Origin of the sequence: Bradyrhizobium sp. th-b2, assembly GCF_000426785.1 — a bacterium.
GTDB classification, from domain to species: domain Bacteria; phylum Pseudomonadota; class Alphaproteobacteria; order Rhizobiales; family Xanthobacteraceae; genus Bradyrhizobium; species Bradyrhizobium septentrionale.
Genome location: NZ_AUGA01000003.1, coordinates 175,058 through 201,027 on the forward strand (window position 1 = coordinate 175,058; position 25,970 = coordinate 201,027).

23 protein-coding genes and 1 pseudogene are annotated in these 25,970 nt (G+C 65.0%); 12 read left to right on the forward strand and 12 right to left on the reverse strand.

The genetic code is table 11. The features are described 5' to 3' along the window. Positions 1-15: 15 nt before the first annotated feature. From K359_RS0106020 to kynU, 4 genes are all read right to left on the reverse strand, one after another. Entirely contained in the window at positions 16-1,377 is a 1,362-nt protein-coding gene (locus K359_RS0106020; protein ID WP_029078531.1) for a PDZ domain-containing protein, read from the reverse strand. 121 nt (positions 1,378-1,498) lie between these two features. Next, a complete protein-coding gene (locus tag K359_RS0106025; RefSeq protein WP_035976202.1) occupies positions 1,499-2,788 on the reverse strand; it encodes a M20/M25/M40 family metallo-hydrolase in 1,290 nt (429 codons plus the stop codon). A 145-nt stretch (positions 2,789-2,933) separates the two neighbouring features. Further along, complete coding sequence (kynA, locus tag K359_RS0106030; RefSeq protein ID WP_029078533.1) at positions 2,934-3,773, reverse strand: tryptophan 2,3-dioxygenase; 840 nt, start codon at positions 3,771-3,773, stop codon at positions 2,934-2,936. Further along, positions 3,770-4,963 (reverse strand): kynureninase, encoded by a 1,194-nt coding sequence (gene kynU / locus K359_RS0106035; RefSeq protein ID WP_029078534.1) that lies wholly within the window; start codon positions 4,961-4,963, stop codon positions 3,770-3,772. Before kynU ends, kynA begins: the two co-directional genes overlap by 4 nt. Positions 4,964-5,140: 177 nt before the next feature. Here kynU and K359_RS0106040 point away from each other — a divergent pair, with 177 nt between their 5' ends. After that, positions 5,141-5,974: an alpha/beta hydrolase gene (locus tag K359_RS0106040; protein WP_029078535.1), complete on the forward strand. Its 834-nt coding sequence runs from the start codon at positions 5,141-5,143 to the stop codon at positions 5,972-5,974. 217 nt (positions 5,975-6,191) lie between these two features. Here K359_RS0106040 and K359_RS0106045 read toward each other — a convergent pair whose 3' ends face one another. The 5 genes from K359_RS0106045 to K359_RS0106070 all read right to left on the reverse strand — a co-directional run bounded on the left by K359_RS0106045 (position 6,192) and on the right by K359_RS0106070 (position 11,286). After that, positions 6,192-7,793, reverse strand: a complete 1,602-nt coding sequence (locus tag K359_RS0106045; RefSeq protein ID WP_029078536.1) for a TRAP transporter large permease subunit — start codon at positions 7,791-7,793, stop codon at positions 6,192-6,194. Beyond that, entirely contained in the window at positions 7,790-8,329 is a 540-nt protein-coding gene (locus tag K359_RS0106050; RefSeq protein ID WP_029078537.1) for a TRAP transporter small permease subunit, read from the reverse strand. The genes K359_RS0106045 and K359_RS0106050 overlap by 4 nt, the downstream gene beginning before the upstream one ends. Before the next feature lie 318 nt (positions 8,330-8,647). Continuing rightward, entirely contained in the window at positions 8,648-9,682 is a 1,035-nt protein-coding gene (moaA, locus tag K359_RS0106055) for a GTP 3',8-cyclase MoaA (protein WP_029078538.1), read from the reverse strand. 277 nt (positions 9,683-9,959) lie between these two features. Further along, the gene (locus K359_RS0106065) at positions 9,960-10,445 is read right to left on the reverse strand and encodes a hypothetical protein (protein WP_029078539.1); all 486 of its coding nucleotides are present in this window, start codon (positions 10,443-10,445) and stop codon (positions 9,960-9,962) included. Positions 10,446-10,605: 160 nt separating this feature from the next. Continuing rightward, on the reverse strand, positions 10,606-11,286 hold the full coding sequence (locus K359_RS0106070) for an HAD hydrolase-like protein (protein ID WP_029078540.1): 681 nt from the start codon (positions 11,284-11,286) through the stop codon (positions 10,606-10,608). A 77-nt stretch (positions 11,287-11,363) separates the two neighbouring features. Between K359_RS0106070 and K359_RS0106075 the strand changes: the two genes are divergently transcribed. The 7 genes from K359_RS0106075 (at position 11,364) to K359_RS0106105 (ending at position 17,562) form a co-directional block, all read left to right on the forward strand. Beyond that, positions 11,364-12,197: an SDR family NAD(P)-dependent oxidoreductase gene (locus tag K359_RS0106075; RefSeq protein WP_029078541.1), complete on the forward strand. Its 834-nt coding sequence runs from the start codon at positions 11,364-11,366 to the stop codon at positions 12,195-12,197. 109 nt (positions 12,198-12,306) lie between these two features. Beyond that, positions 12,307-13,005, forward strand: a complete 699-nt coding sequence (gene rpiA / locus K359_RS0106080) for a ribose-5-phosphate isomerase RpiA (RefSeq protein ID WP_029078542.1) — start codon at positions 12,307-12,309, stop codon at positions 13,003-13,005. Between the two features lie 23 nt (positions 13,006-13,028). Further along, positions 13,029-13,559, forward strand: coding sequence for a DUF2059 domain-containing protein (locus K359_RS0106085; RefSeq protein ID WP_029078543.1), 531 nt, complete (start codon positions 13,029-13,031; stop codon positions 13,557-13,559). Positions 13,560-13,774: 215 nt separating this feature from the next. Beyond that, positions 13,775-15,160 (forward strand): glutathione-disulfide reductase, encoded by a 1,386-nt coding sequence (gor, locus tag K359_RS0106090; RefSeq protein ID WP_029078544.1) that lies wholly within the window; start codon positions 13,775-13,777, stop codon positions 15,158-15,160. A gap of 47 nt (positions 15,161-15,207) precedes the next feature. Beyond that, positions 15,208-16,296 carry an alpha/beta fold hydrolase gene (locus K359_RS0106095; protein WP_051346021.1) on the forward strand — a complete coding sequence of 363 codons (1,089 nt, stop codon included), beginning with the start codon at positions 15,208-15,210 and terminating at the stop codon, positions 16,294-16,296. A 223-nt stretch (positions 16,297-16,519) separates the two neighbouring features. Then, positions 16,520-16,708: a DUF2934 domain-containing protein gene (locus K359_RS0106100; protein ID WP_029078546.1), complete on the forward strand. Its 189-nt coding sequence runs from the start codon at positions 16,520-16,522 to the stop codon at positions 16,706-16,708. A 500-nt stretch (positions 16,709-17,208) separates the two neighbouring features. Next, a complete protein-coding gene (locus K359_RS0106105; protein ID WP_029078547.1) occupies positions 17,209-17,562 on the forward strand; it encodes a cupin domain-containing protein in 354 nt (117 codons plus the stop codon). 806 nt (positions 17,563-18,368) lie between these two features. On the opposite strand, the pseudogene K359_RS51265 reads toward K359_RS0106105, so the two are convergent. Then, positions 18,369-19,295 (reverse strand): annotated as a pseudogene (locus tag K359_RS51265) (alpha/beta fold hydrolase). Positions 19,296-19,441: 146 nt separating this feature from the next. Between K359_RS51265 and K359_RS0106120 the strand changes: the two are divergent. From K359_RS0106120 to K359_RS0106135, 4 genes are all read left to right on the forward strand, one after another. After that, positions 19,442-20,830, forward strand: a complete 1,389-nt coding sequence (locus K359_RS0106120; RefSeq protein WP_029078548.1) for a class II 3-deoxy-7-phosphoheptulonate synthase — start codon at positions 19,442-19,444, stop codon at positions 20,828-20,830. A 29-nt stretch (positions 20,831-20,859) separates the two neighbouring features. After that, entirely contained in the window at positions 20,860-21,213 is a 354-nt protein-coding gene (locus tag K359_RS0106125; protein WP_029078549.1) for a diacylglycerol kinase, read from the forward strand. Positions 21,214-21,254: 41 nt separating this feature from the next. After that, positions 21,255-22,400, forward strand: a complete 1,146-nt coding sequence (locus K359_RS0106130) for an FAD-binding oxidoreductase (RefSeq protein WP_035976207.1) — start codon at positions 21,255-21,257, stop codon at positions 22,398-22,400. An 87-nt stretch (positions 22,401-22,487) separates the two neighbouring features. Next, positions 22,488-24,239, forward strand: coding sequence for an NAD+ synthase (locus tag K359_RS0106135; protein WP_029078551.1), 1,752 nt, complete (start codon positions 22,488-22,490; stop codon positions 24,237-24,239). Positions 24,240-24,242: 3 nt separating this feature from the next. On the opposite strand, the gene K359_RS0106140 is transcribed toward K359_RS0106135, so the two are convergent. After that, the gene (locus K359_RS0106140; RefSeq protein ID WP_029078552.1) at positions 24,243-25,406 is read right to left on the reverse strand and encodes a DUF2865 domain-containing protein; all 1,164 of its coding nucleotides are present in this window, start codon (positions 25,404-25,406) and stop codon (positions 24,243-24,245) included. A gap of 149 nt (positions 25,407-25,555) precedes the next feature. Next, complete coding sequence (locus K359_RS0106145) at positions 25,556-25,864, reverse strand: hypothetical protein (RefSeq protein ID WP_029078553.1); 309 nt, start codon at positions 25,862-25,864, stop codon at positions 25,556-25,558. Positions 25,865-25,970 lie beyond the last annotated feature (106 nt).

The window sequence follows — 25,970 nt, forward strand, 5'->3', positions numbered from 1 at the left end:
TTCAAGCTGTAGCCTTCAACCGCTGTGGCCAGCTTGGGCCACCAACCAATCGCCGACGACTGACTCGATCGCTGTTTGGTAGGCCGGATGCCGCGCCGGCGTCAGATCCCACGCCCGCGGAGCCTTGAAGCTCGTTGCCTGGTCGGCGGCATCAGTCAGGTAGTGGTCCATGTGGTCGATGATCCTGAGCTCGCCGCGGCCGGGGTGGACGCTGTTGACGTTCTGCAGAATCGCCCGGCTGTCGGCTTCACTGGTGATAAAATCCGCGGTCCCGTAAACCACCAGCACGGGTAGGTCGAGCGGCGCCCACAACTCCGGCAGGTTGAGAGCGGCGACCTGGCGCAGGTAAGCGTCCGAAGCCGGATACTTGATCATCGCCGCCGCGGCCGGCCGTTCAGCCAGCAGCGCCGCGCGTGGCTGGCCCTCGATCAGGAGGCGATGCATCGCCCATTCCTTGAGCGCCATGCGGTCGGCCACCGCGGCGGGCGCCAGCCCTTCCAGTTCCAATTGCCGGCGCACATTGACGAGTTCGTACTCGAACCACGTCGTGCCCACGCCTTGCATGACGACGATGCCACGCACCGGGTCGCGTGCCGCGGCCATCGGCGCTTCCACGCTGCCGATGCTGTGGCCCAGAATGAAGACCCGCTCGGGATCGACCTCCGGCCGCTGCTTGAGCATCCGCAGGCCGGCGACGTAACCGGCGAGCTCGCCTTCGAGATCCACTTCCTTGGCCGGCGGCCCTTCGCTGTCGCCGACGCCGCTCTTCTCAACCCTGAGGGTGACGAAGCCGCGGCGGGTGAGGGCGGTGAGCAGGCGCCGGTACGGCTCGGCGACGTCGTGATCGGGATCGAAGGAATAGTCGACGCTGTAGCTGCCGATGCCGCCGATCAGCAGCACCGCCGGTCGCCGACCGGCAGCAGGCGCCTGCGGCGTGGTCATGATCGTGCGCCGAAGTCCGGTCGGCGTTGTGACGGCGTCATAGGTGAAGTCGACGCCGAAGGCAGTCTCGAACGGTACAGCGCCGAGCGTGATGGCCAGTGTGAGTGGTTGGCCGGCGCGGCGCAGCTCGACGCGGATGGTGTCGCCGGCGCGGTGCACCCGCACCTCACGCAAGAAGTCGTCAACTGCGGCGAGCGGCGTGCCGTCCACCGACACCACGACATCACCGGAGACGACGCCGGCTTGAGCGGCCGGCGAGCCGGCGATGACGCGCGCGGCCAGCACGCCAGGTCCAATCGAGCCGGCTCCTGCCGGCAACGGCGTGGCCGTAATGCCGAGCAGTCCGCGACGTCCCAGATCGAGCGCCGATCCCGGGGTCGCCAGGACGACCGAGAGCAGGATCGAGCAAAGCAGTCCGATCAGGTGCTTGTACATCACACCGACCTCCCCAGGAGCGGTTTGCGGTGCGTCAGCTTAGGGACAGTGCGCAGTCACCGCAATCACAGCGGCTGCCATTTCGGGCCCTGCGCAAACGCCCTGCAGTAAGCCTGCCGGTCTATTTCACCTTGCCGTCGGACAGGTCCATGATCATGCGGGTGGCCAGGTACAGACGCGGCACGATGCTGTTGATCTGCACGTACTCCGCATCGTTGGAGTGGGCGCCGAAGCCGGACAGGCCCATGCCTTCCACCACGGCCCCTTTGGTCTTGAGGGCGGCAAACGCAGCGTCGGTGCCGCCGCCCGTAGCCCTTTCGGCCACGTTCAGCGACATGCCCAAGTCCTGATAGATCGTCTTGCCGTGGCTTGCCACGCGGCGCGAGGCATCATTGGCTTCGAGCGGCGGGCGACGCACCTCGAATTTCACGTCCACCTTGGAGTCGGGCAGTAGGCGGTTCTTGATCTTGTCCTGCAGCGCCTTCTCGAGCTCGTCGAAATCCGCAACCTTGAGCGCGCGCGCATCGGCCTGGGCGGTGGCCTCGGCGGGGATCACGTTGCGGTTGGTGCCGGACTTGGAAACCGTCCAGTTCAGCTTCAGCCCCTGCTCGGGCTTGGACAGGTCCTTCATCTGCAGCACCTGGTGTGACAGCTCATAGAGCGCATTAACGCCGCCTTCGGGCCTGGCGCCCGCATGTGACGATTTACCTTGCACCGTCAGGTAGGCCGAGCCGATGCCGCTGGTGGCGAGGCGGAGCGTGCCGCTGGCGTCGCTGCCTTCGAACGAGAACACGGCATCCTGCTCCGCGGCAACGCGGGTGATGGTGCTGCGCCAGCCGGGCGAACTGATTTCCTCGTCGCCGTTGATGAGCACGGTGAGGGTGCCGTAGTCCTTGAAGTTGAGCTTCTGCAGCAGCGCCACGGCATGGAGGATGGTGGCGATGCCCTGCTTGTCGTCGGCAATGCCGAGCCCGTAGGCCTTGTCGCCATCGACGCGGAACGGTTGGTCCTTCAGCATGCCCTTGAGATACACCGTGTCCATGTGCGCGATCAGCATGATCTTCGCCTTGCCGGTGCCGGTGAATACAGCCTGCACGGCCGGGCCGATCTTCTCGGGCGTGTCGTCCAGCCGATAGACGTCGGTGGTTTGCAGGATCTCCACTGCGCCACCGATCTGCTTGAGCTGTCCGGCGATGCGCTCGGCGATCTGGTTGAGGCCCTCGATGTCCTTGCTGCCCGATTCGATCTGCACGAGGTCGCGCAGGGTGTCGAGCAGCGGCTGCTGCTCCTGCTGCGCCAGCGCGCGAAGGTCGGCCTCCGGCGCCGCATGCGCCACGGGCGCGGCAACGGCCAGGCCGAGCGATATGATCAGCGGGCGAACGAACGAGCGGGCGGGACGCAATTGGGGCATGGGTGGGGTCTGTGAGTTCGAGGACGATCGGTGTCCCGTGTCTTCACAGGCCGCACGGCCGCCGTCAACAGGCGCGGCATGCCCCGCTCTCGCGAGGCACGCCGAAGGCGCTGAAGTCCGCGACTGCTTCGGCTGGCCCGGAATCCTACAGCTCTGTTCTCACCTTCCAGAGCTCCGGGAACAGCACGATCTCGAGCATCCTGCGCAGATAGGAGACGCCGGAGGTGCCGCCGGTACCTTGCTTCAGGCCGATGATGCGCTCGACCGTGGTGACGTGGTTGAAGCGCCAGCGGCGGAAATAATCCTCGAAATCGACCAGTTTCTCCGCCAGTTCGTAGAACATCCAGTAGGTTCCGGGAGATGCGTAGATCGTCTTCCAGGCGGCCAGAACCTTGTCATTTTCGTTCCGCGTCGCGCGCCAATCGGTGCGATGCGCATCCTCGCCGATATCGAAGCCATTGCGTCCGAGCAGAAGCAAGGCCTCGTCGTAGAGGCTGGGTGCGGCAAGAATCTCCTCCAGCCTTGCGACGATGTCGCCGCGATGATCGTGCGGGTGCAGCATCGCCAGGTTGCGGTTGCCGGCCAGGAATTCGATCGCCCGGTACTGGTAAGACTGGAAGCCGGAGGACTGTCCGAGCCGGTCGCGAAACTTGGTGTATTCGCTCGGCGTCATCGTCCGCAACACGTCCCAGGCATTGTTGAGTTGTTCGAAGATCCGCGCCATGCGCGAGAGCATCTTGAAGGCGGACTGAAGCTGATCCTGGCGAATGGCTGTGATCGCCGAGCGGATTTCGTGAATCGCAAGCTTCATCCAGAGCTCGGACGTTTGGTGCTGGATGATGAACAGCAGTTCGTCATGCGCGCCCGAGAGCGGCTTCTGGGCTCCCAGCACAAGTTCCAGATTCAGATAGTCGCTGTAAGACATGCGTCCCGCAAACGACATCTGGGCGCCTTCCTGGGAGGGGTCGTAGGGTTTTTCGGTCATGTCACCAGGGCCCTTTTGCGATATTCGGCGGTGTCCCACCGTCGGTTGGCGATGACGTCAGCGATCACGTAGACCGCGGCGCGAACCTCCGTTTCCCCGATGTAAAGCGGCGTGAAGCCGAAGCGTATCGCGTCCGGCGCCCGGAAATCGCCGATCACGCCGCGCGCGATCAGTGCCTGCATGATCGCGTACCCATTGTCGTGACGGAACGAGACCTGGCTGCCGCGTTTGCTTCCGTCGCGCGGTGAGGCCAGCTTCAGCTCCTGGCAGCGCGCCTCCACTTCGCGGATGAACAGATCGGCGAGCGCGATCGACGCCTGACGCACGTCGTTCATGCTGACGCCGTCCCAGACATCGAGCGCGGCGTCCAGCGCGGCCATCGCAATCACCGGCGGCGTTCCGACCCGCATCCGCTCGATCCCCGAGCCGGGCCGGTAGTCGAGATCGAATGCAAACGGCGACTGATGTCCCATCCATCCCGACAGCGCAGGCCGTGCGTTCTCGGCATGCTGAGGCGCCACGTAGATGAAGGCCGGCGCGCCGGGGCCGGCATTGAGATATTTGTAGGTGCAGCCAACCGCGAAATCCGCTTTCGCGCCCAGCACATCAACTGGGATCGCGCCCGCGGAATGTGCCAGATCCCAGATCGTGATGGCGCCGGCGCTGTGCGCCTTCTGCGTCAGCGCGGCCATATCGTGAAGCCGGCCGGTGCGGTAGTCGACCTCGGTCAGCATCGTCGCAGCGATCGTGTCGTCGATGGCGGCTTCGACGTCCTCAGGCGCGACGACCTTGAGCGTATATCCCCGGTCGAGCGTCCTGAGCAGACCTTCGGCCATGTAGAGATCGGACGGAAAGTTTCCGTTGTCGGTCAATACCATGCGCCGCGACGGGTTGAGCTCGAGCGCCGAGGCCAGCGCCTGGTAGATCTTGATCGAGAGCGTGTCGCCGACGACCACCGTGCCCACCGGCGCACCAATCAGGCGGCCGATGCGGTCGCCGATCCGGCGCGGCTGGACCATCCAGCCGGCGCTGTTCCAGCCTCCGATCAGTTGCTTTCCCCATTCCTCCGATATCACGCGGTGGACGCGTTCCGAGACCGCAACGGGCAACGGGCCGAGCGAATTGCCGTCCAGGTAGATCACGCCATCCGGCAGGCTGAACAGCGATTGCGTTCGTTTGAAATCGGTCATCCGTTTTCCTCACGCGCAACGGCAAATTCTGCCATGCGAGCGATTTACTTCAAGCCTAAAATTTATAGGCATGAAATACATTCCCGCTGTGCCTCGGGCGTCCATGCTATTAGATTCCGTCAAGCTGCGTCGCATTTATCGGCGCTGACCCGCAGGTCCCCGAACGGACATCGGCCCATGATTTTCCATCAGGTTTCCGACTGGAATGATGCCTATGCCAACGCCGCCAACATCCCCGGCGGCGAACGCTGGCCGGGGGCGTGGGTGCAGCCGGCCGAGGCCTATCGTGATGAACTCCAGGGTACCGCCCGCGCCAGGCTCGACATCAGCTACGGCGAGAGCGCACGGAACCGGTTTGACCTGTTCCTCCCGCAAGGTTCGCCCAAGGGCCTGGTCGTGTTTGTCCATGGTGGCTTCTGGCGCGCGCTCGACAAGAGCTACTGGTCGAACCTGGCGCGCGGCTCCGTCGACAGCGGCTATGCGGTGGCGATGCCGTCCTACACGCTGTGCCCTGCCGTTCGCATCGCGGACATCACGCGTGAGGTCGGCGCCGCGGTCGAGCGGGCCGCCTCGATGGTCGAGGGGCCGCTATTTCTGACAGGCCACTCCGCGGGCGGCCACCTGGTCACGCGCATGATCTCGGCGACGTCGCCGCTGCCGGATCAGGTGCGGGCGCGTATACAACACACGCTCTCGATTTCCGGCCTCCATGACTTGCGGCCGCTCATGAAGACCGCCATGACCGCCGATCTCAGGATTGATGAGGCGGAAGCATGGGCCGAAAGCCCGGCATTGCTGCAGCCATTGCCCGAGGCACGGGTGACCTGCTGGGTCGGCGGCGCGGAGCGTCCGGAGTTCATCCGTCAGAATGCCCTGCTGGCCAACATCTGGACCGGCCTCGGGGCGCGGACCTGCATCATCGAGGAACCCGGCCGGCATCATTTCGACGTCATTGACGGTCTTGCCGATCACCGTCATCCGATGGTCCGGGCCCTGTTGTCTGCCACCTAAGCGTTTTCGAGCGAAGTGGACGCCGGTTCGCGTGAAGAAAACGCGTCAAAACAAAAAGCTAGAGCGTCGGTTCTGATTCAATCAGAACCGAAAGTGCCCTAGCCGATCGGTGGTTGCTCCGAGCGCGTCAAGGTCGACCTGTCTCGCGACCGCCAAAACAAGCGAAAACCCCGGCGCGAAAGCCCCGGGGTTATTCCTTCTGAAGAAGCGAGGCGCGCTACTGCTTCGGTTGGCCGAAATCGAGCGGCGGCAGCTCGATCTGCGGCACCTCGATCTTGATCTTGCTGAGATCGACGTCGAGCGGCTTGTCGAGCAGGGCGGTCACCACGATCGGGAAAGCGATCACGATCGCCACCATGATCGCCTGCAGGCCGATCCAGGGCAGGGCGCCCCAATAGATGTCGGAGCTCTTGACCTCTTTCGGCGCCACGCCGCGCAAATAGAACAGCGCGAAGCCGAACGGCGGATGCAGGAACGAGGTCTGCATGTTGACGCAAAGCATGACGCCGAACCAGATCAGCGCGGCATCGGGTCCCACGACCGGCCCCAATACCTTCTGCGCGATCGGCGCGATCATCGGCAGGATGATGAAGGCGATCTCGAAGAAGTCGAGGAAGAACGCCAGGAAGAAGATGAAGAGGTTGATGAAGATCAGGAAGCCCCAGACGCCGCCGGGCAGCGAGGTCAGATGGTGCTCCAGCCAGACGCCGCCGGAGACGCCGAGGAACACCACCGAGAAGCAGGTCGAGCCGATCAGGATGAACACCACCATGGTGGAGAGGCGCATGGTCGACTCGTAGCCCTGCTTGATCAGGCCGCGCAGGTCGGGGATGCGGACGGCTTCGAGACAGAGCCAGACGACGGCGAGATAGACCACCGCGAAAGTCAGCTTGAACAGCTTTCCATCGCCGACGAGCATTCCGATGATCGTGCCGATGCCCGTGGCGGCGATGCCGATCAGCAGCATCTTGTGGCCCGTGTTGCTCAGATCCTTGTGGTGGATCGCGGCGAGAACGATGGCGCCGATCGCACCCATCGCGCCGGCTTCCGTCGGCGTCGCCAGGCCGAGCATCATGGTGCCCAGCACCACGAAGATCAGCACGGCCGACGGAATGATGCCCATCAGGCATTTGCGCCAGAGCGGCCAGCCCGTCAGCGTCCGCGCTTCCTTAGGAACCGCAGGGACGTGACTTGGCTTGAAGATGCCGAGCAGGAACGTGTAGCCGGCGAACAGGGCGATCTGGAGCACCGACGGTCCCCAGGCGCCGAGATACATGTCGCCGACCGACTTGCCGAGCTGGTCGGCCATCACGATCAGCACCAGCGAGGGCGGCACCAATTGGGTGATGGTGCCGGAGGCGGCCAGCACGCCGGTGATGTAGCGCACATTGTAGCCGTAACGAAGCATCACCGGCATCGAGATCAACGCCATGGCGATGACTTGCGCCGCCACCGTGCCGGTGATTGCGCCGAGGATGAATCCGACGATGATCACGGAGTAGCCGAGGCCGCCGCGGATCGGGCCGAACAGCTGGCCCATCGAATCCAGCATGTCCTCGGCCAGCCCGCATCGCTCCAATATCGCGCCCATGAAAGTGAAGAACGGAATCGCCAACAGCAATTCGTTGGAGAGCACGCTGCCGAAAATGCGGCCCGGAATGGCCTGCAGGAAGTTCATGTCGAAGAAGCCGAGATAGATCGACAGGAAGCCGAACGACAGCCCGAGCGCGGCCAGCGTGAAGGCTACCGGGAATCCGATCAACATGGCCAGAATCAAGCCGCCGAACATCAGTGGCGGCATCATTTCCAGCGTGATCATTGGGTCGGCCTCTCATACTTCGCATCGATCACGACGTAACCCTTCAGTGCAGCGATGCGCTTGATCACTTCGGAGACGCCTTGCAGCGCCAGGAAAACGAAGCCCACGGGAACAACGAGCTTGATCGGCCAGCGAACCAGCCCGCCGGCATTGCTCGAAATCTCACCCACTTCGTAGGCTTGATAGAAGAACGGCCAGGACAGATAGCTGAGCAACAGGCACGACGGGATCAGGAAGAACAGCGTTCCGATCATGTCGAGCCAGAGTTGGCCGCGCTCGGACAGCATGAGATAGAGAATTTCGACGCGAACATGCTCGTTCTTTTTGAAGGTATAGGAGGCGCCGAACATCACGAAGACGGCGAACATGTACCACTGCAATTCGAGCCAGCTGTTGGAGCTGTAGCCGAACGCGTAGCGGATCATCGCGTTGGCGGCGCTCACCACGCAGGCGGCGAGCACGAGCCAATTACAGATGCCGCCCAATTTCTCATTAAGCAGATCGATAACCGTACTGAGTGCCAGCAATGGGCGCATCACGATCTCCACGGTCGCGCCCTCTGCGCGCCGAATACGTTCTCAACCATCATCTGGCCGCCGTGCGTATGCGCACGGAGCCACGGCTCACTTTCAGGAGCAGTTGCAAACGTTCGTCCTCCCCCGAAATCCGCTTCAGCCGTTCTTGGCTGCACGGGGGCAGCGGCCTATCCTGGCCAGACTAGCGTGGAAGCTAAGGCACCAAATCAGCGCCGTGGAACGCCGTCAATCGGAAAATGGGCAAATTGACACGCGGGCAAATCATTGTCCCGCCTTGGCAATCAGGCGGCACTCAGGGCGTTGGGGAGGGGCCGGAGTCTAGCCGCCGGTCACGCTCATATGGCGGCTGACGCTCGGACGATTGTGGCGGCGGTCGATGATGAAATCGTGCCCCTTCGGCTTCAGCCCGATGGCGCGGTCGATCGCCGCCGACAGCAGCTCGTTGTCGTCGGAGGCGCGCAGCGGCCGGCGCAGGTCGGAGGCGTCCTCGTGGCCGAGGCAGGTGTGCAGCGTGCCGGTGCAGGTGATCCGCACCCGGTTGCAGGATTCGCAGAAATTATGGGTCATCGGCGTGATGAAGCCGAGCTTGCCGCCGGTCTCGGCGACCCGGACATAGCGGGCAGGGCCGCCGGTGTCGTCGGCGAGATCGGTCAGCGTGTAGTGCTTCTCGAGCCGCGCGCGCAGCAGCGACAGCGGCACGTACTGATCGATGCGGCCTTCGCCGATGTCGCCCATCGGCATCACCTCGATCAAGGTCAGGCCCATTGCCTTGCCGTGTGCCCATTGCATCAGCGCGGGGATCTCGTCCTCGTTCATGTTCTTCAGCGCGACCGCGTTGATCTTGACCGCGAGCCCCGCCGATCGCGCCGCCTCGATGCCCGACAGCACCTTGTCGATGTCGCCCCAGCGGGTGATGGCCCGGAATTTTACGGGGTCGAGCGTGTCGAGCGACACGTTGACGCGGCGCACGCCGCAATCGGCCAGCTCCTGGGCGAAGCGGGCGAGCTGCGAGCCGTTGGTGGTCAGCGTCAACTCGTCGAGCGCGCCCGTTGTCAGATGGCGCGACAGCGAGCGCACCAGGCCCATCACGTTGCGGCGGACCAGCGGCTCGCCGCCGGTGAGGCGGATCTTGCGCACGCCCTTGGCGACGAACGCCGAGCACAGACGGTCGAGCTCTTCCAGCGTCAACAGATCGGCCTTCGGCAGGAAGGTCATGTCCTCCGACATGCAGTAGAAGCACCGCAGGTCGCAGCGGTCGGTGACGGAGACGCGCAGATAGCGGATCGTGCGGCCGAACGGATCCGTCATCGGACGAAACAACGAGTCAGAATGCGCCTGCGTGGATCCGTTCATTCAACCCAAGCCTTCAACTAGGTCTTGCGACCTGTTTCCCTGCGTGCCGCGCCGTGATCGGCTCTGCACCGACAATCTATGCATGTTGGCTCGTTGTCACAATGCGTCCGTAAGGATGATCCGCAACATGTAACGCTGATTGCGCGCGCGATAGGTGAGCCATATCGCGTGATGCATCATCGCAATCGCCGATGTGTCTCCACAAAAACCAAAAACCCGGCTTTGGGCCGGGCTCTTGTGCACTGCAATCGTTTGCGATGTTCGACGCGCTTGCGCGCTAGCTTTTCGGAGCCGCAGCTGGCGGCGGCGCCGCGGCGGGAGCTGGGAACGCCGTGTCCGGAGCGGCGGCAGGGGCCGCGGCGGCCGGCTTCGGCTTCTTCTTTTTCGGGCGCATCGGCTTGCGTGCCGCACGCGGCGGCGGGCCGGCGGGTTGCAGCTCGGCGAACACCGGGCTCGGATCGAGTGCGGTAGTGGCCGGGCTCGTGAAGTCGCCCGGCGTGCGGGTCACCGTCACCGGCACCGTCGCCGGCTGGAACTTCGGCATGTTGAAGGTGACCGTGAAGTTCGCCTCCGGCGCCGGGATCGACACGGTGCAGGGCGTCTTGCAGCCCGGACCGAGCGAGGTCACGGCGTCCGCGCCCTGCGGGTTCGAATCCAGCTGCACCGGTACCGGCGGTGGCGCCGACTTGAACGAATCCAATGAGAAGGAGGAGCAGCCGGCCAGGCTCAGCCCGGCGGCCGCAATGACGATGATACGACGCATGATCCACACTCTACTGCGGCAATCAGCCACAATCCCCGGCCGGACCATAGGGGCGTCGGAACAGGGGCGCAACCGGGGGAGGCCTGTTCGTTAAAGGATGGTTAACAGCAGAATCGCATGGCAAATTATTGCCAAGCGATATCAATGTTTTGCAGGATATTTATGCCGCGATGAGGCTGGCGACGGCGTCGGGCAGATCGCGCATATGGCTGATCAGCCGGTCGGGCTTCAGCTCGGTCATCGGTACGTCGGTATAGCCGAAATCGACGCCGATCACCGGGACCTGGGCCCGCCGCGCAACCCCGACATCGGGGCCGGCATCGCCGACCATGATGGCGCCCGGCAGCCGGCCGCCGGCGCGGGCCACCGTCTCGCGCAGGAACGCCGGATCGGGCTTGGCGACGCCGAACGTGTCCTGGCCGCAGATCGCGGCAAAGCGCGAGGTCAGGCCGAGCCGGTCGAGCAAAAGCTTCGACAGCCATTCCAGCTTGTTGGTGCAGACCGCGAAGCGATGGCCCTTGGCCGCCAGCCTGTCGAGCGCGGCCTCGAGCCCGTCGAACGGGCGCGAGCCGTCGGCGATGTGCTCGGCGTAATAGTCGACGAAATCCTTGGTCAAACGGTCGAGGTCGCCAACGCTGACCGCGCGTCCGTCCACCTCGAGGCCGCGTTCCAAAAGCTTGCGCGCGCCGGCGCCGATCATGTTGCGGGCCGCGGCCAGCGGCACCGGCGGCAGATCCTCGCGGGCGAGCACATGGTTCAGCGCGCTGATCAGATCAGGCGCGGTGTCGACCAGCGTGCCGTCGAGATCGAACACGATGATGGGGGGAGAGGAGGCGGACATCACGCTTTTCGCTATCGGGCTGTGCGCCGCGATGCAAGAGTAGATGTGCGCGCGTCATGAAATTGGGGAGGCCTAGGATGCGGGAACTCGCCGGAAAAGCCGCTTTTGTCACCGGTGCGGCCAGCGGCATAGGACTGGCGATGGCAACCGCCTTCGCGGCAGAGGGCATGATGGTGATGCTGGCCGATGTCGAGACCGGCGCGCTGGACAAGGCGGTCGATGCGCTGCGTGCCACCGGCGCCGACGTTCAAGGCGTTGTCTGCGACGTCGCCGATCCCGACAGCGTCCAGGGTGCAGCGCAGGCTTCATTCCTCGCCTTCGGCAACGTTCACGTCCTCTGCAACAATGCCGGCGTCGCGGGCGGCGGCGGCATCGACCCGATCTCGCTCGACGACTGGCGCTGGGTGATCGACGTCAATCTGATGGGCGTCGTGCACGGCTTGAGGAGCTTCCTGCCGCATATCCGCAGGCATGGCGAAGGCGGCCATATTGTCAACACGGCATCGATGGCCGGGATGAATGCCGGGCTCGGTCTCAGCCCCTATTCCGCCACCAAGTTCGCCATCGTCAGCATGTCGGAGGGGCTCGCGGCGCAACTCAGGCCGCTCGGCATCGGCGTCAGCGTGCTCTGTCCGAGCTATGTGCGCACCCGGATCGCCGAAAGCGGGCGCAACCGCCCCGAGCAGTACGGCCCGTCCCGCCAGTTCGCTCCGGACAGCCCCGCGGCTGCGATCATCGCCGAGATCGCGCGCCGCCTGGAAGCCGGTCTCGATCCGGCATCGGTTGCGGCCCGCGTCGTGAGCGCGATTCACGACGATCAGTTCTATGTTTTCACCCATCCCGGGATGCGGGCCGAGGTCGAAGAGCGTTTTTCGGCGATTTTGGCCGCGATGGATGCCGTTTCGGCCTGAAGACGAGCCCGGATGCCGCTATTCCTGCCCGTGAATCGAGGCTAGATATGCGCCCGCCGGGCCGCCGATTGGCGCGCCCGCAACCGCGGAAACCGGGAGCTAGCGGCACGTGGACATGGACGCACTGAAACGCCAGGCGGCGGCGCGCGCGCTCGAAGAGGTGCGCGACGGCATGAAGCTCGGGCTCGGCACCGGGTCGACCGCCAAGCATTTCGTCGAGCTGCTCGGCGACAAGGTCCGCGCCGGCATGAAGGTGATCGGTGTGCCGACCTCGGAGGCGACCCGCGCGGATGCGATCCGCTGCGGCGTGCCGCTGACCACGCTGGACGAGATCGACCATCTCGACCTCACCATCGACGGCGCAGACGAGATCGACCCCGCGCTCAACCTGATCAAGGGCGGCGGCGGCGCGCTGTTGCGCGAGAAGATCGTGGCGGCCGCCAGTGATCGCATGATCGTGATCGCGGACGACAGCAAATGGGTCGACGTGCTCGGCCGTTTTCCGCTGCCGGTCGAGGTGATCCCGTTTGGCCTCGCCGCGACGCAGGCCGCGATGGCGCGGGCGTTCACTGATGCCGGCGTGTCCGGCCAAATGGTCATCCGTAAGGGCAAGGACGGTCACGCTTTTGTCACCGATGGCGGCCACTGGATCATCGATGCCCATCTCGGCCGGATCGGCGACCCGCCGCGTCTGGCCGGTCTGCTCAGCGTGATTCCGGGCGTGGTCGAACATGGTCTGTTCATCGGGCTTGGCAGCGTCGCCGTTCTGGCCGGCGCACAGGGAATTCGGGTTGTTGAACGGCGATGACGCCGCAAGCAAGGAGACTTGGAATGAAGCGTTTCTCGGGACTTTTGTCGGCTGTGGCCCTGTCGGCCGGCCTCGCGTTCGCGGCCGCGCCGGCGATGGCGCAGCAGCCGCCCGCTGCGCCCAGCGTCAAGCAATCGACCCCTGCGGCGATTGGGTACGCCAAGGAAATCCTGACGATGAAGAACGTGCAGGTGATGTATGCCGGCGCCGTGCCGGGCATCATCGAGAAGACCAAGACCGGTCTGCTCCAGCAATACCTCAACTACCAGAAGGATCTCGACGAGGTCGCGGTGATCGTCGCCAAGGCCTACGCCGGCCGCGAGAAGGAGATCGGCGACGGCATGGCGCAGATCTACGCCGCCGAGTTCACCGAGCAGGAGCTGAAGGACCTCGTGACGTTCTACAAGACGGCGCTCGGTCAGAAACTTTTGATCTCGGAGCCAAAGGCAATCAACGACTCCCTGCAATATATGCAGCAGTGGGCGCAGCAGTTTGGCGTGCAGGTCAACGCCCAGTTCAAGGCCGAGATGAAGAAGCGCGGCAAGGATATCTAAGCGCGCCATGTGACCTCGCCCCGCTTGCGGCGGCTATCGCATATGGCGTGTCAGGCGCTTTGGCCCTGACGTTTCCGCATCCGTCATGGCCGGGCTTGTCCCGGCCATCCACGTCTTTCTTGCTGCGGAAACCAAGACGTGGATGCCCGGGACAAGCCCGGGCATGACGAGTGATGAGGACAGCGCGGGGCGAGGCGTAGTGAGAGAGGGTTGCCATGGCCGAGTATGACGTCGACCTGTTTGTCATCGGTGGCGGTTCGGGCGGGGTTCGCGCCGCGCGCATCGCCGCCAATTATGGCGCCAGGGTCATGGTCGCCGAAGAGTACCGGATGGGCGGCACCTGCGTGATCCGCGGCTGCGTGCCGAAGAAACTGTTCGTGATCGGCAGCCACGTCCACGACGAGATCGAGGACGCGGCCGGCTTCGGCTGGCGCATCGGCCAGGTCTCGTTCGACTGGGCCACTCTCGTCGCCAACAAGGACAAGGAGATCGCCCGGCTCGAGGCTGCCTACACCACCAATGTCGAGAAATCAGGCGCGCGGATCGTGAAGACCCGCGCGGTGCTGGAGGATGCCCACACGCTCCGCCTCGCCACCGGCGAAAAGGTGACCGCGAAATACATCCTGATCGCGACCGGCGGCGCGCCCAACCACGGGCCGGCCGTACCTGGCATCGAGCACGTGATCTCCTCGAACGAGGCGTTTCACCTCAAGGAGCTGCCGAAGCGGATCGTGATCCAGGGCGGCGGCTATATCGCGCTGGAGTTCGCCGGCATCTTCAATGGCTACGGCTCCGACGTGACCGTGATCTACCGCGGAGACAACATCCTGCGCGGCTTCGACGAGGACGTGCGCAAGCATGTCCGCGCCGAGATGGAGAAAAAGGGCATCACCATCATCACCGGCTGCACGGTGGCGAAGGTCGACAAGCACGGCCATGATTTCACCACCCATCTGTCGAGCGGATCGAGCATCGCCTCCGACCAGGTGATGTTCGCGATCGGCCGGCATCCGAACGTCGGCCATCTCGGGCTCGAGGCTGCCGGCGTCGCCATCAATCCCGCCAATGGCGGCATCCAGGTCGATGCCTGGTCGAAGACCTCGGTCGACAACATCTATGCGGTCGGCGACGTCACCCACCGCACCAATCTGACTCCCGTCGCGATCCGCGAGGGCCATGCCTTCGCCGACACCGTGTTCGGCAAGCGCCCGGTCGCGGTCGACCACGCGACGATCCCGACCGCGGTGTTCTCGCAGCCCGAGGTCGGCACGGTTGGCCTGACGGAAGAAGAGGCGCGGGCGCAGTTTTCCCACGTCGACATCTACAAGACCGATTTCCGCCCGATCAAGGCGACGATGTCCGGCCGCGACACCCGGGTGCTGATGAAGCTCGTGGTCGACGGTGTGAGCGACCGCGTGCTCGGCTGCCACATCGTCGGCGACTGCGCCGCCGAGATCACCCAGGCGGTCGCGATCGCCGTGAAGATGAAGGCGACCAAGGCCGATTTCGACGCCACCGTCGCGCTGCATCCGACCGCCTCCGAAGAGCTGGTGACGATGCGGACGCCAACCGCGCGGCACGTGCGGCAGGCGGCGGAGTAGGGGGCTGCCGTCGCGAGATTTCTCCCGGATCAGAGGGAAGCGTCTCGATGAGGTTTCTGGTGCTGTGGCTGATCCTCGTCGCAGCACCGGGCCTCGCGCGTGCCGAGGACGCAATATTCAAGGTCGGCGTCACCACGCGCGATTTCACTCTGGCCGAACCTTACGATTGGCGCGGTGCCAGCGTGCATGCGCTCCGCGCCACCATCTGGTACCCGGCCGCGGCCGATGCGCGCGAGCAACCGCAATGGATCGGGCCGCGCATCGTCCCGTTCATCAGCACCGGCAGCGCCGCGCCTGATGCGACGCCGGCGGCGGGGCTCCGCCACCCGCTGATCCTGCTGTCCCACGGTTTTGGTGGCTCGGCGTCCAATCTGGCCTGGCTCGGCGCGGGGCTTGCGGCGCACGGATTCATCGCCGTTGCGGTCAACCACCCCGGCAACAACGGATCCGAGCGCACGACCGTCGACGGTTATGCGCTGACGTGGTTGCGCGCGGTCGATCTCAGCGCGCTGATCGACGCCATGCGCGCCGACAGCACGTTCGGCGACCGGATCGACCCGGCGCGGATCGGCGCCGCCGGCCATTCGTATGGCGGCTACACCGTGATCGCTATCGCCGGCGGCATCACAGATCCGGAACGGACTCCGGCATTCTGCCGCTCGCCCGCCGCCGATGCGCTGTGCACGTCGCAGTCGGGCGCGACAGAGCTGCGCCAGAAGAGCGTGTTGCGTTTGACGACCGATCCTGATTTCCGGCAGCGCTACAGTCTGGCCGGCCAGTCCTATCGCGACGAGCGCGTTCGCGCCGTGTTCGCGATGGCGCCGGGGCCGGTGCCGGCCTTCACGCCGGAGAGCCTTGCCGGCATATCGATCCCGATCGCGATCGTCGCGGGAAGCGCCGACGAGATCACGCCCATAGCCTCAGGCGCCGAGGCGCTCGGCAAAGCTGTTCCCCATGCGACGCTGAAGCTGTTTCCGCATGCGGGCCACTTTGTCTTCTTCGGGACCTGTACCGCGATAGGGCGCCTGGTCATCGGGGGGACCGTATGCCGCGATCCCGACGGCACCGACCGCGACGCAGTTCATGCCGAGACCATCAGCCTTGCGCGCGATTTCTTCACGGCGAACCTGCGCTGAGCGGACTGCGCCAGGCGGCGGAGTAGGGGGCTACCCGCACGCCGCCGGTGCGTGGTGGGTAATCGCGCGACCCGGCGCCCGCCACCACACAATCTGATTGCTCCCGGCCGCGCCGCGTCGCAGACTGCGGCGGCGCACCATATCGCGCGCGTTTTGGAACGTTGTGCCGGACTGGAAGTTCCCCTTTCAAACGATTTGATATTCGCGATTAAGGGAGCCGCTCATGAAAGGTCCCACCGAGCAGGAGATCAGGACCCGAGCCTACGAGTTGTGGAAGGACGCCGGCGAACCGCACGGCAACATGGATCAGCTCTGGTATCAGGCCGAGAGAGAACTTTTGGCGCGCAAGGCCGCCAATGGCGAGACGCCCTGCGGGATGAACGGCCATCACAAGCCAACGTCAGTCCAGTAGAGAGCCGGATCGCGCTCGACGCAATCGACGGCATGCGATCGCCGCGTCCATCGGGCGCGGCGATCGCATCTCGCTTCCCGCTTCCCGGCGATACGATTCGAGATCACCTCGAAGCCGGCGAGGCAACCCACCGGCGCTAGGAACGTCTCTCTGCCGCGGACATTGACATCGGTGTCCCAAACGACGGAGGAAAGAAATGATCCGACCGATTGCCGTTGCTCTTTCAGTTCTCATCGCCTCGACGTCCCTTGCCTTCGCGCAGGCAAGCTCGAGCTCCAGCGGCAGCGCAAGCTCCAGTGGCAGCGCGAGTTCGAGCAAGAGTTCGAGCGGTTCGGGCAGCGCCCAGGGCTCAGCCTCGACGACGGGACAAGGGCAGCCACAGAAACCGCCGAGCGCAACAGACAAGTAATCAAGGAGGCCGCAGGAGTAAGCGGCCTCTTTCATGTGTGGTCTTCAGGCTGCCATCGATCGCCTTCAATCTGGCGAGCCCGGAGGCATCCATGAACGACGCGATCGATCTCGCACAAAAGCTGTCGACCTTTTCCGACCACTGGTCGCCGCGCACCGTCGCGCAATTCAACGCCTGCGACGTCATGGTGGTGAAGGTGCAGGGCGAGTTCGTCTGGCACAAGCACGACGACACCGACGACTTCTTCCTCGTCCTGAAAGGCGTGCTCGACATCGAGCTGCGCGACCGCACGGTGACGCTGAGAGAGGGCCAGATGTTCATCGTGCCGAAGGGCGTGGAACACAGGCCCGTCGCACGGGAGGAGGTGCATCTGCTGCTGATCGAGCCTACGGGGACGCCGAACACCGGCGATGGCGAGACGGCCGCGCCGCGCAAGCTGGTCTGAGGCCTTCAGTTCACCGCGACAAAAAAAGGGCTCCAGCACTTGACCGGAACGGACAGCGCTGGAGCCGTCAAGTAAGCGCCCATGTTCGATCCGCCGGGTGACGACAGCTACGTAGCGAGGTGGGTGCGGGTTTCAGTGTTGAGAGAAGTTGATCAACGGGCGTTGCTCTGCGCCAAAGCGCGAAATTCATAAGTCCAATCAAAGCGATCACCCCTGTCCAGTGCCCTCGCGGAAAATATTCCGCTTGGCGTTCGACCCAACTCAGATGTTCAATCTGGCCGTCTCACCCGATTGAGGGGCGCGTCGCGGTCGTCACGAGTGTTGCGGTGGACGCCGCGCATGCGAGAGACGAAGTGCATGTGAGGCGGACCCCGTCACCCTGAGGAGCGCGTAGCGCGTCTCGAAGGGTCGACGGCCACCAGCCGGGCCGTGCATCCTTCGAGGCTCGCCCAGTGGCGCAAGTACGCCGCAAGGCTCGCACCTCAGGATGACGGGGTCGATAGCCGTCATGCGAGCGAAGCAATGACGCCGCGGCCCATCGGTTCAATAACCACTGCCTCTGGAATACTGGATCGCCCGGTCGAGCTGGGCGATGACACCGGAGGTGGGGTACGCCAATGAAGCTGCGAGCGACGCTACAAACGACCGCGCGAGAACCATCCGCATCGTCGTCCTGGCGAAAGCCAGGACCCATTACCCCAAATGTTCGTTGCTGCACGACGCTGGGGCCGCGATCCCGTTCACAAACAAATGCGGTGGTTATGGGTCCTGGCTTTCGCCAGGACGACGGTGGTGAAAATTTGCGGCTACCCCTCCGCCTCGAGCCACTCCGCGGCGCCGCGCCACAGTGCGTCGCGGTGTTCGCTGCTGAAGAAGCCGAAATGGCCGATCGTCTTGACGCCGGCGTCAGTGGGGTGGATCGAGATGATCTCCGGCGTGGTCGAGGTGAACGCGGAGCACAACAGCTCGACCGCCGGACGCGTCGCCTAGGTGTCGTCGGTCATGCTGATGGCGCGGAGCTTGCCCTTGAACTTTGGAAAATTCTCGCGCGCGGCCAACGTCGTGTCGTCGAGCAGATAGCGCTCGCGCATCACCCAGCGGGTCCATTGCTCGAACACGCCCCTCGGCAGGTCCATGCCGAGCCCGGCCCAGCCGGGCAAATAGCCGAGCGTGCGCGTCAGCGGCAGGCCGATGCCGTTCATGAAGGCTATGACGCGATAGCGCTCGGGCGAGGCCATCAGTTTCCAATATGCGGCTTGCGAGGCGATCAGCAGCACGCGCGGGATCTCGGCATTGTTCGGCAACAGGCCGAGCGCTTGGCCGCCGAAGGAGTGGCCGACATAGGCAAACGGCAGGCCGCGGTAGCGCTCGCGCATCCAGCTCACGGCGGCGGTGGCATCGAGCGCGGCCCAGTCCGCCATCGTGGCCTTGAAGCCGGCGAGCGACTTCGGCTTGTTGAGGCCGGTCGCCGCCATCGGCCGGCTATCGCCGGTGCCGCGGTAGTCGTAGGTCAGGACCGCCGCGCCGCGGCGGGCGAGGTAGCCGGCAAAGCCGCGATAGACTTTTCGGGACACGGCGGTCGCCGAATTGATCAGCACGGCGTGGCGCTTGGCACCGCGCGGCAGGAACAGCGTCGCGGCGAGCGGATAGCCGTCCGCGGCCGGCACGACGATGTCGTCGCTAAAAACGTCGTCAAGCGTGGCGGAGGCCACGGCGATTTCCCTGGCATTCATGGTATGGTCCAGCAAAGGCGAATCCGCATTTTCCTGCAAGAGTTTGACGGGATTGCAGGAATCCTTCTAGCGGGGGAGCGGGCGGCTGTGTATAAGCCGGGCTTTCCCGTCGATTAAGTCGCGGTTTTTGCTCAGGAGTTGACCTCATGTCCGAGCGGTGGACACCCGATAGCTGGCGCGCCAAGAAGGTGCTGCAGGTGCCCGATTATCCCGATGCCAAGGCATTGGCCGATGTCGAGGCCCAGCTTGCGACCTTTCCGCCGCTGGTGTTCGCCGGCGAGGCGCGCAGCCTGAAGAAGGCACTGGGGCGGGTCGCCGCCGGCGAGGCCTTCCTGTTGCAGGGCGGCGACTGCGCCGAGAGCTTCGCCGAGCATGGTGCCAACAACATCCGCGACTTCTTCCGCGTGCTGCTGCAGATGGCGGTCGTGCTGACCTATGCTGGCGCGCTGCCGGTGGTGAAGGTCGGCCGCATCGCCGGTCAATTTGCAAAGCCGCGCTCGTCGCCGACCGAGAAGCAGGGCGACATCGAGCTGCCGAGCTATCGCGGCGACATCGTCAACGACATCGCCTTCACGCCGGAAGCGCGCATCCCCGATCCGCAGCGCCAGCTGATGGCCTACCGGCAGTCGGCCGCGACGCTGAACCTGCTGCGCGCCTTCGCCACCGGCGGCTTCGCCAATCTCGGCAGCGTGCATCAATGGATGCTCGGCTTCCTGAAGGATTCGCCGCAGTCCCGCCGCTACAAGGAGCTGGCCGACCGCATCTCGGATGCGCTGAACTTCATGCGCGCCTGCGGCCTCGACCTCGAGAGCCATCCCGAGCTGCGCGCCACCGATTTCTACACCAGCCACGAGGCGCTGCTGCTCGGCTACGAGCAGGCGATGACGCGGGTCGATTCCACCACCGGCGACTGGTACGCGACCTCCGGCCACATGATCTGGATCGGCGACCGCACCCGGCAGCTCGATCACGGCCATGTCGAATATTTCCGCGGCATCAAGAACCCGATCGGCCTGAAATGCGGCCCGTCGCTGAAGCCGGACGAGCTGTTGAAGCTGATCGACATCCTCAACCCCGACAACGAGCCGGGACGGCTGACGCTGATCAACCGCTTCGGCGCCGACAAGGTCGGCGACCATCTGCCGGGCCTGATCCGCGCCGTGCAGCGGGAAGGGCGCGTCGTGGTGTGGTCGTGCGATCCGATGCACGGCAACACCATCACCTCGACCTCGGGCTACAAGACCCGGCCGTTCGACCGCGTGCTGTCGGAGGTGAAGTCGTTCTTCCAGGCCCATGCCGCCGAGGGCACCCATGCCGGCGGCGTGCATCTGGAGATGACCGGGCAGGACGTCACCGAATGCATCGGCGGCGCCCGCGCCATCACCGATGAGGATCTCAACGACCGCTACCACACGGTCTGCGATCCCCGTCTCAACGCCGAACAGTCGATCGACATGGCCTTCCTGATCGCCGAACTGCTGAAGCAGGAGCGCGCCGGCAAGGTCAAACCGATGCCGGCCGCTGCGGGGTTGTGATTTGGGGCAGGTGACTTGGGGACAGTGACTTGCTGAGGTTCTGGCGGGCCACCATCAACTCGCGCAACGGGCTGGCGTTCGCCATTCGCTCGGAGCAGGCGATTCGCGAGGAGGTGGTGGCGCTCGTGCTGTCGCTGCCGCTGGCCTGGCTGGTCGGCGCCACCGTGATGCGCCGGGTCGAACTGGTCGCGACTGTGGTGCTGGTGCTGGTGATCGAGCTGCTCAACACCGCGATCGAGAAGCTCTCCGACCGCCTGACCATGGATCACGATCCGCAGATCGGCCGGGTCAAGGACGTGGGCTCGGCCGCGGTCGGCGTCGCGCTGGTGATGGCCGGGGTGTTCTGGCTGTTCGCTCTCGCCGAGCGCATGGGGGCGTTCTGAGTCTGACCATGATCCGGAACGGCAAGGCGTAGGAGGTCATCGTGAGCGCCAACAAGGCGATCAAGCTTGCGGTGATCGGACGCGGTCTGATCGGATCGGCGGCTGCGCGACATCTGGCCAAAATGGGCCACGACGTTGCACTGATCGGGCCCGATGAGCCGGCCGATTTTTCGCAGCACAGCGGCGTCTTTGGCAGCCATTACGATGAAGGCCGCATCACGCGGACCTACGATCCGGGAGCGTTCTGGCGGCAGGCGAACCGCGCTGCGATTTCGCGCTACGGCGAGATTTCCGCTGAGAGCGGTGTCGAATTCTACCGCGAAGCCGGTGCGCTTCACGTCGGCAACAGCCAAACCACCGATGTCGCATCGGTCGGCACGATCTGCGCCGAAGACGGGATCGCTTGCGAAGAATTTCGTGATGCGGGGCTCGCCGAGCGATTTCCGTATCTCAAATCAACCGCGGGAATGCAGGGCTTTTTCGAGCCGCGCAATGCCGGATACATCTCACCGCGCCGCCTGGTCCGGGCGCAGACGATCGCGGCGGAGCGGGCAGGCGCGCGGATTATCGACGAAGTTGCGCTGGGGATTTCGGAGAACGGCTCCGGCGTGACGATCCGGACGCGATCGAGGAGCGTCGAGGCCGAGCGCGTTCTCGTCGCGGCAGGCGGGCACACCCAGTCGTTGCTTGGTCGCTCGCTGGGATTCACGGTCTATGCGCGCACCGCGGCGCTGTTTCGGCTCGGTGCGGCGGAGGTCCAGCGCCTCGCCGGAATGCCATCGATGCGTTGTCTGGGGCCCAAGGGCGACAATCCCTATATCCTGCCGCCGATCCTCTATCCGGACGGCCAGACCTGGTTGAAGCTCGGCGGTGATCCGGTCGACATTGCGCTCGACAGCGAGGCTGACATCAAGGACTGGTTCCGATCGGGCGGATCGGTTGACGTTGCTGATCACCTGCAAGAGCAGATCCTTGCCCGTATCAGCGACCTCAGGTTCGAGGAACGCCGCGTGGTGCCGTGCATGACCACCTTTGGCGACACGGGCTTGCCCTGCATCGGACCACTTTCCGAGCGGGTGACGGTCGCATTCTGCTGCTACGGCAAGAGCGCGAAATGTTCGGACGAATTGGGCCGGTTGGGTGGTATGGCGCTGCTCGGCGAGGTCAGAGCCGAGCTTGCGCCCTGACCAGCCCCCGACATGGTGCGATTTCTGCAATCGCACCATGACCGGACGACCATTGAAGTTTGCCCTTGTGCGGGACAACATGACGATATGAGCGAACAACAGATCAAGATCACCCTGGCGCAACTCAATCCGACGGTCGGTGACGTCACCGGCAACGCCGCGAAGGCGCGTGCCGCGCGCGAGAAGGCCAAGGCAGACGGCGCCGACCTTGTGGTGCTGTCGGAGCTGTTCGTCGCCGGCTATCCGCCGGAGGATCTGGTGCTCAAGCCGGCGTTCCAGTCGGCCTGCCGCGCCGCGATCGAGGAACTGGCGCGCGAAACCGCCGATGGCGGCCCGGCCATGCTGATCGGCACGCCCTGGGTCGAGGACGGCAAGCTCTACAATGCCTGCGCGTTGCTCGACGAGGGCCGCATCGCCGCGCTGCGCTACAAGGCCAATCTGCCGAACTATGGCGTGTTCGACGAGAAGCGGCTGTTCGCGCGCGGCCCGGCATCGGGCCCGGTGACGGTGCGCGGCGTTCGCATCGGCGTGCCGATCTGCGAGGACATCTGGCTCGAGGAGTCGGAGGAATACGAGAACGTCGTCGAGTGCCTCGCCGAGACCGGCGCCGAGATCCTGATCGTGCCGAACGGCTCGCCCTATGCCCGCGACAAGGCTGATCTGCGTCTCTCGATCGTGGTCGCGCGCGTCACCGAGAGCGGGCTGCCGCTGATCTATCTCAACGAGATGGGCGGCCAGGACGAATTGATCTTCGACGGCGCCTCGTTTGCGCTGAATGCCGATCTTTCGGTGGCAGCGCAGCTGCCGGCGTTCGAGGAGAACATCACGACGCTGATCTGGCGCAAGACGGCGGACGGCTGGCGCTGCAACGGGCCGATCACGCCGCAGCTCGAGGGCGACAAGGCCGACTACGCGGCCTGTGTGCTCGGGCTGCGCGACTATGTCCGCAAGAATGGCTTTCCCGGCGTGCTGCTCGGCGTCTCCGGCGGCATCGACTCGGCGCTGTGCGCGGCGATCGCGGTCGATGCGCTCGGCGCCGACAAGGTGCGCGGCGTGATGCTGCCGTTCCGCTACACCGCGCAGGTTTCGCTCGACGATGCCGCCAAGCTCGCGACCGCGCTCGGCATCCGCTACGAGGTGCTGCCGATCGCCGACGCCGTCAACGGGTTCGAGGCGATTCTCGCGCCGGTGTTCAAGGGGCTGGAGCGCGACATCACCGAGGAGAATCTGCAGGCGCGCGCCCGCGGCACGCTGTTGATGGCGATCTCCAACAAGACCGGCGCCATGGTGGTGACGACAGGCAACAAGTCGGAAATGTCGGTCGGCTACGCCACGCTTTACGGCGACATGAACGGCGGCTTCAACCCGATCAAGGACATCTACAAGACCGAGGTGTTCCGCCTGTCGAGCCTGCGCAATGCCTGGAAGCCGGACGGCGCACTGGGACCGTCGGGCGAGGTGATTCCGGTCAACATCATCATCCGGCCGCCGACCGCGGAGTTGCGCGAGAACCAGACCGACCAGGATTCGCTGCCGCCCTATGACGTGCTGGATGCGATCCTCGAGCGGCTGGTGGAGCGCGAGGAGCCGCTTGCGACCATCATCGCCGCCGGCTTCGACCGCGACGTGGTGACCCGCATCGATCGCCTGCTCAACATCGCCGAATACAAGCGGCGGCAGGCCGCGCCGGGCGTGAAGGTAACGCGCAAGAATTTCGGCCGCGACCGCCGCTATCCCATCACCAACCGCTTCCGCGATTTCGGCCAGGCCTTGCCGGAGCCCGACGACAAGCTGGTGACCCGCACCTCGCGCGCGTCGGCCGAAGCGTTCGAGGGGTAAACCTTACTGCTTCTTCTGCGGAATAAAGGTCGGTCCGACGGTGCGGATCTGGCCGTCGCTCGCGGGCGCGGCCGGCGCCGTGGCGTCAGCGGCGGCAGGCTGCTGCGGCGCTGCCGCGGCCGGCGCACCCTTCTTGCCGGCGGCAGCCTTGGTCTGAGCCCGCTGCTGCATCTTCCGCGCGCTCTCCTCAGTGACGATGATGTCGCCCTGCTGCTCGGCGGACGCCTTGTCGTCGACGGCCTTCAGCGCCTCCGCCCAGCTCTGGCCGGCCGGCTTGCAGGAGCAGGACGGGTTGAACTCGGTGCGGTACTTGAAGGCGTTCGGCAGCGACGAGTAGGACTGGCCGTTGATCGAGACCGCCTGGTTGATGTCCTCGCCGGGATTCCGGTAGGTGAACAGGCTGGCTTCCGCGGCAGGGCACTGCGCCTTGCAAATTTGCTCGTCGGCGCCGAAGCGTGCCTGCGAGGTCGCGAACGAGATCGGGAAATAGGCGCCGTCGCAGGTGCGGACGCAGACCGTGCGGAAGGTGCCGGACTGCGCGCCATATTGCGCGTCGGGCGGGGGCAGCGGATTGGGATTGTTTTGGCCGCCGCCGAACAGGTTCTCGATAAAATTGCCGGGGCCGCGCGCCGCCGCGGCATATTGCGGGCCGCAATTGTTCTGCGCGAGCGCGGTCAGCACTGAGCGGCGCTGGTTCTCGCGGTCGGCGCCGCCGAGTCCGCCGGAGCGCAGCCGCTCCAGATTCGAGGTGATCTGGTCGAGATTGGCGCGCATCTGCTGGATCTGGGTGTTGACCGGACCGCACTGCGCCGAGTTGTTATTGAAGAGCGAAAAGAAGCCGGAACTGTCGCAGCCCATGCGCCGGGCCTGCGCCGTCACGCGATCGAGCTCGCCCTGCTGCCTTGTGGCCGCATCCTGATAGCGGCGGATTTGCTCGTCCTTGGCCGGATCGCCGGTGCCGCCGCCACGATCAATCGCCGCCAGCTGGCCTTCGAGCCGTCCGCACATCGGATTGGCTTGCGGATTTGCCTGCGCGCCCTGGGGGGCCGGGCCAGGCGGGCCCGGGGGCACCTGCGCGAAGGCGCCCGTGGCTGGCAGGGCGATGCCGGCCAGCACGGCGCCGGTCAGAAGCCAGCGAGAGAAGCGAGAACAGGGGCTATTGGGCATATCCGGCCATTAAAACGACGCCGCGCGGCGATCAACGCCAAAGCGCGCGGCCAAGCCGCTTGCAATAGCCGTTTCTCGGGGCAGCGTCACGTCGTTTCCGGGGCGCCGGTGTGGCAATAACCCCGCTTGACCAGCGGCTTGCCGCGGCCTCAGCGCTGGCAGGTGATGGCGACGTATTCGCCACAGACATTGCCGCTGCATTTCTCGTTCGCGGCGTGCGGAACCGCGCCGGTGATCTCGTCCGGATCGACGCGGCGGTAATTGGTGGCCTGCGCAAAATCGCGTGACTGGCAATAGGCGCGGGCGGCGGAGGCGCCGCAGCGGTCGCCGCGCGCCAGACATTGGTCGATGCCGTAGCCGTCGGCCTGGTTGGCGATGATGAAGACGCGGCTGTCGGCTAGCGCGGCCGAGGAGACAAGGAAGAACGTGCAGGCAATCAATGCTGAAATGGGCCGCATGGTGCACCAGTGAAAATGGCGGGGAATCCGCTGGCCCTCCCGATACGCCCAAATGCTCAATAATGATTAACCATGAGGGCGTTGGCGTGATTTTGGCCCGCCCCGG

Coding starts and splice junctions, on each gene's coding strand:
- K359_RS0106045 (WP_029078536.1), bottom strand. CDS start 7,793: ATGATCACGCTGGAAATGATGCCGCCACTGATGTTCGGCGGCTTGATT.
- K359_RS0106085 (WP_029078543.1), top strand. CDS start 13,029: ATGAAGCGTTTCTCGGGACTTTTGTCGGCTGTGGCCCTGTCGGCCGGC.
- K359_RS0106065 (WP_029078539.1), bottom strand. CDS start 10,445: ATGCGTCGTATCATCGTCATTGCGGCCGCCGGGCTGAGCCTGGCCGGC.
- K359_RS0106020 (WP_029078531.1), bottom strand. CDS start 1,377: ATGTACAAGCACCTGATCGGACTGCTTTGCTCGATCCTGCTCTCGGTC.
- kynU (WP_029078534.1), bottom strand. CDS start 4,963: ATGACCGATTTCAAACGAACGCAATCGCTGTTCAGCCTGCCGGATGGC.
- kynA (WP_029078533.1), bottom strand. CDS start 3,773: ATGACCGAAAAACCCTACGACCCCTCCCAGGAAGGCGCCCAGATGTCG.
- gor (WP_029078544.1), top strand. CDS start 13,775: ATGGCCGAGTATGACGTCGACCTGTTTGTCATCGGTGGCGGTTCGGGC.
- K359_RS0106140 (WP_029078552.1), bottom strand. CDS start 25,406: ATGCCCAATAGCCCCTGTTCTCGCTTCTCTCGCTGGCTTCTGACCGGC.
- K359_RS0106105 (WP_029078547.1), top strand. CDS start 17,209: ATGAACGACGCGATCGATCTCGCACAAAAGCTGTCGACCTTTTCCGAC.
- K359_RS0106135 (WP_029078551.1), top strand. CDS start 22,488: ATGAGCGAACAACAGATCAAGATCACCCTGGCGCAACTCAATCCGACG.
- K359_RS0106070 (WP_029078540.1), bottom strand. CDS start 11,286: ATGTCCGCCTCCTCTCCCCCCATCATCGTGTTCGATCTCGACGGCACG.
- K359_RS0106025 (WP_035976202.1), bottom strand. CDS start 2,788: ATGCCCCAATTGCGTCCCGCCCGCTCGTTCGTTCGCCCGCTGATCATA.
- K359_RS0106095 (WP_051346021.1), top strand. CDS start 15,208: ATGAGGTTTCTGGTGCTGTGGCTGATCCTCGTCGCAGCACCGGGCCTC.
- K359_RS0106075 (WP_029078541.1), top strand. CDS start 11,364: ATGCGGGAACTCGCCGGAAAAGCCGCTTTTGTCACCGGTGCGGCCAGC.
- K359_RS0106050 (WP_029078537.1), bottom strand. CDS start 8,329: ATGCGCCCATTGCTGGCACTCAGTACGGTTATCGATCTGCTTAATGAG.
- K359_RS0106145 (WP_029078553.1), bottom strand. CDS start 25,864: ATGCGGCCCATTTCAGCATTGATTGCCTGCACGTTCTTCCTTGTCTCC.
- K359_RS0106040 (WP_029078535.1), top strand. CDS start 5,141: ATGATTTTCCATCAGGTTTCCGACTGGAATGATGCCTATGCCAACGCC.
- K359_RS0106120 (WP_029078548.1), top strand. CDS start 19,442: ATGTCCGAGCGGTGGACACCCGATAGCTGGCGCGCCAAGAAGGTGCTG.
- moaA (WP_029078538.1), bottom strand. CDS start 9,682: ATGAACGGATCCACGCAGGCGCATTCTGACTCGTTGTTTCGTCCGATG.
- K359_RS0106100 (WP_029078546.1), top strand. CDS start 16,520: ATGAAAGGTCCCACCGAGCAGGAGATCAGGACCCGAGCCTACGAGTTG.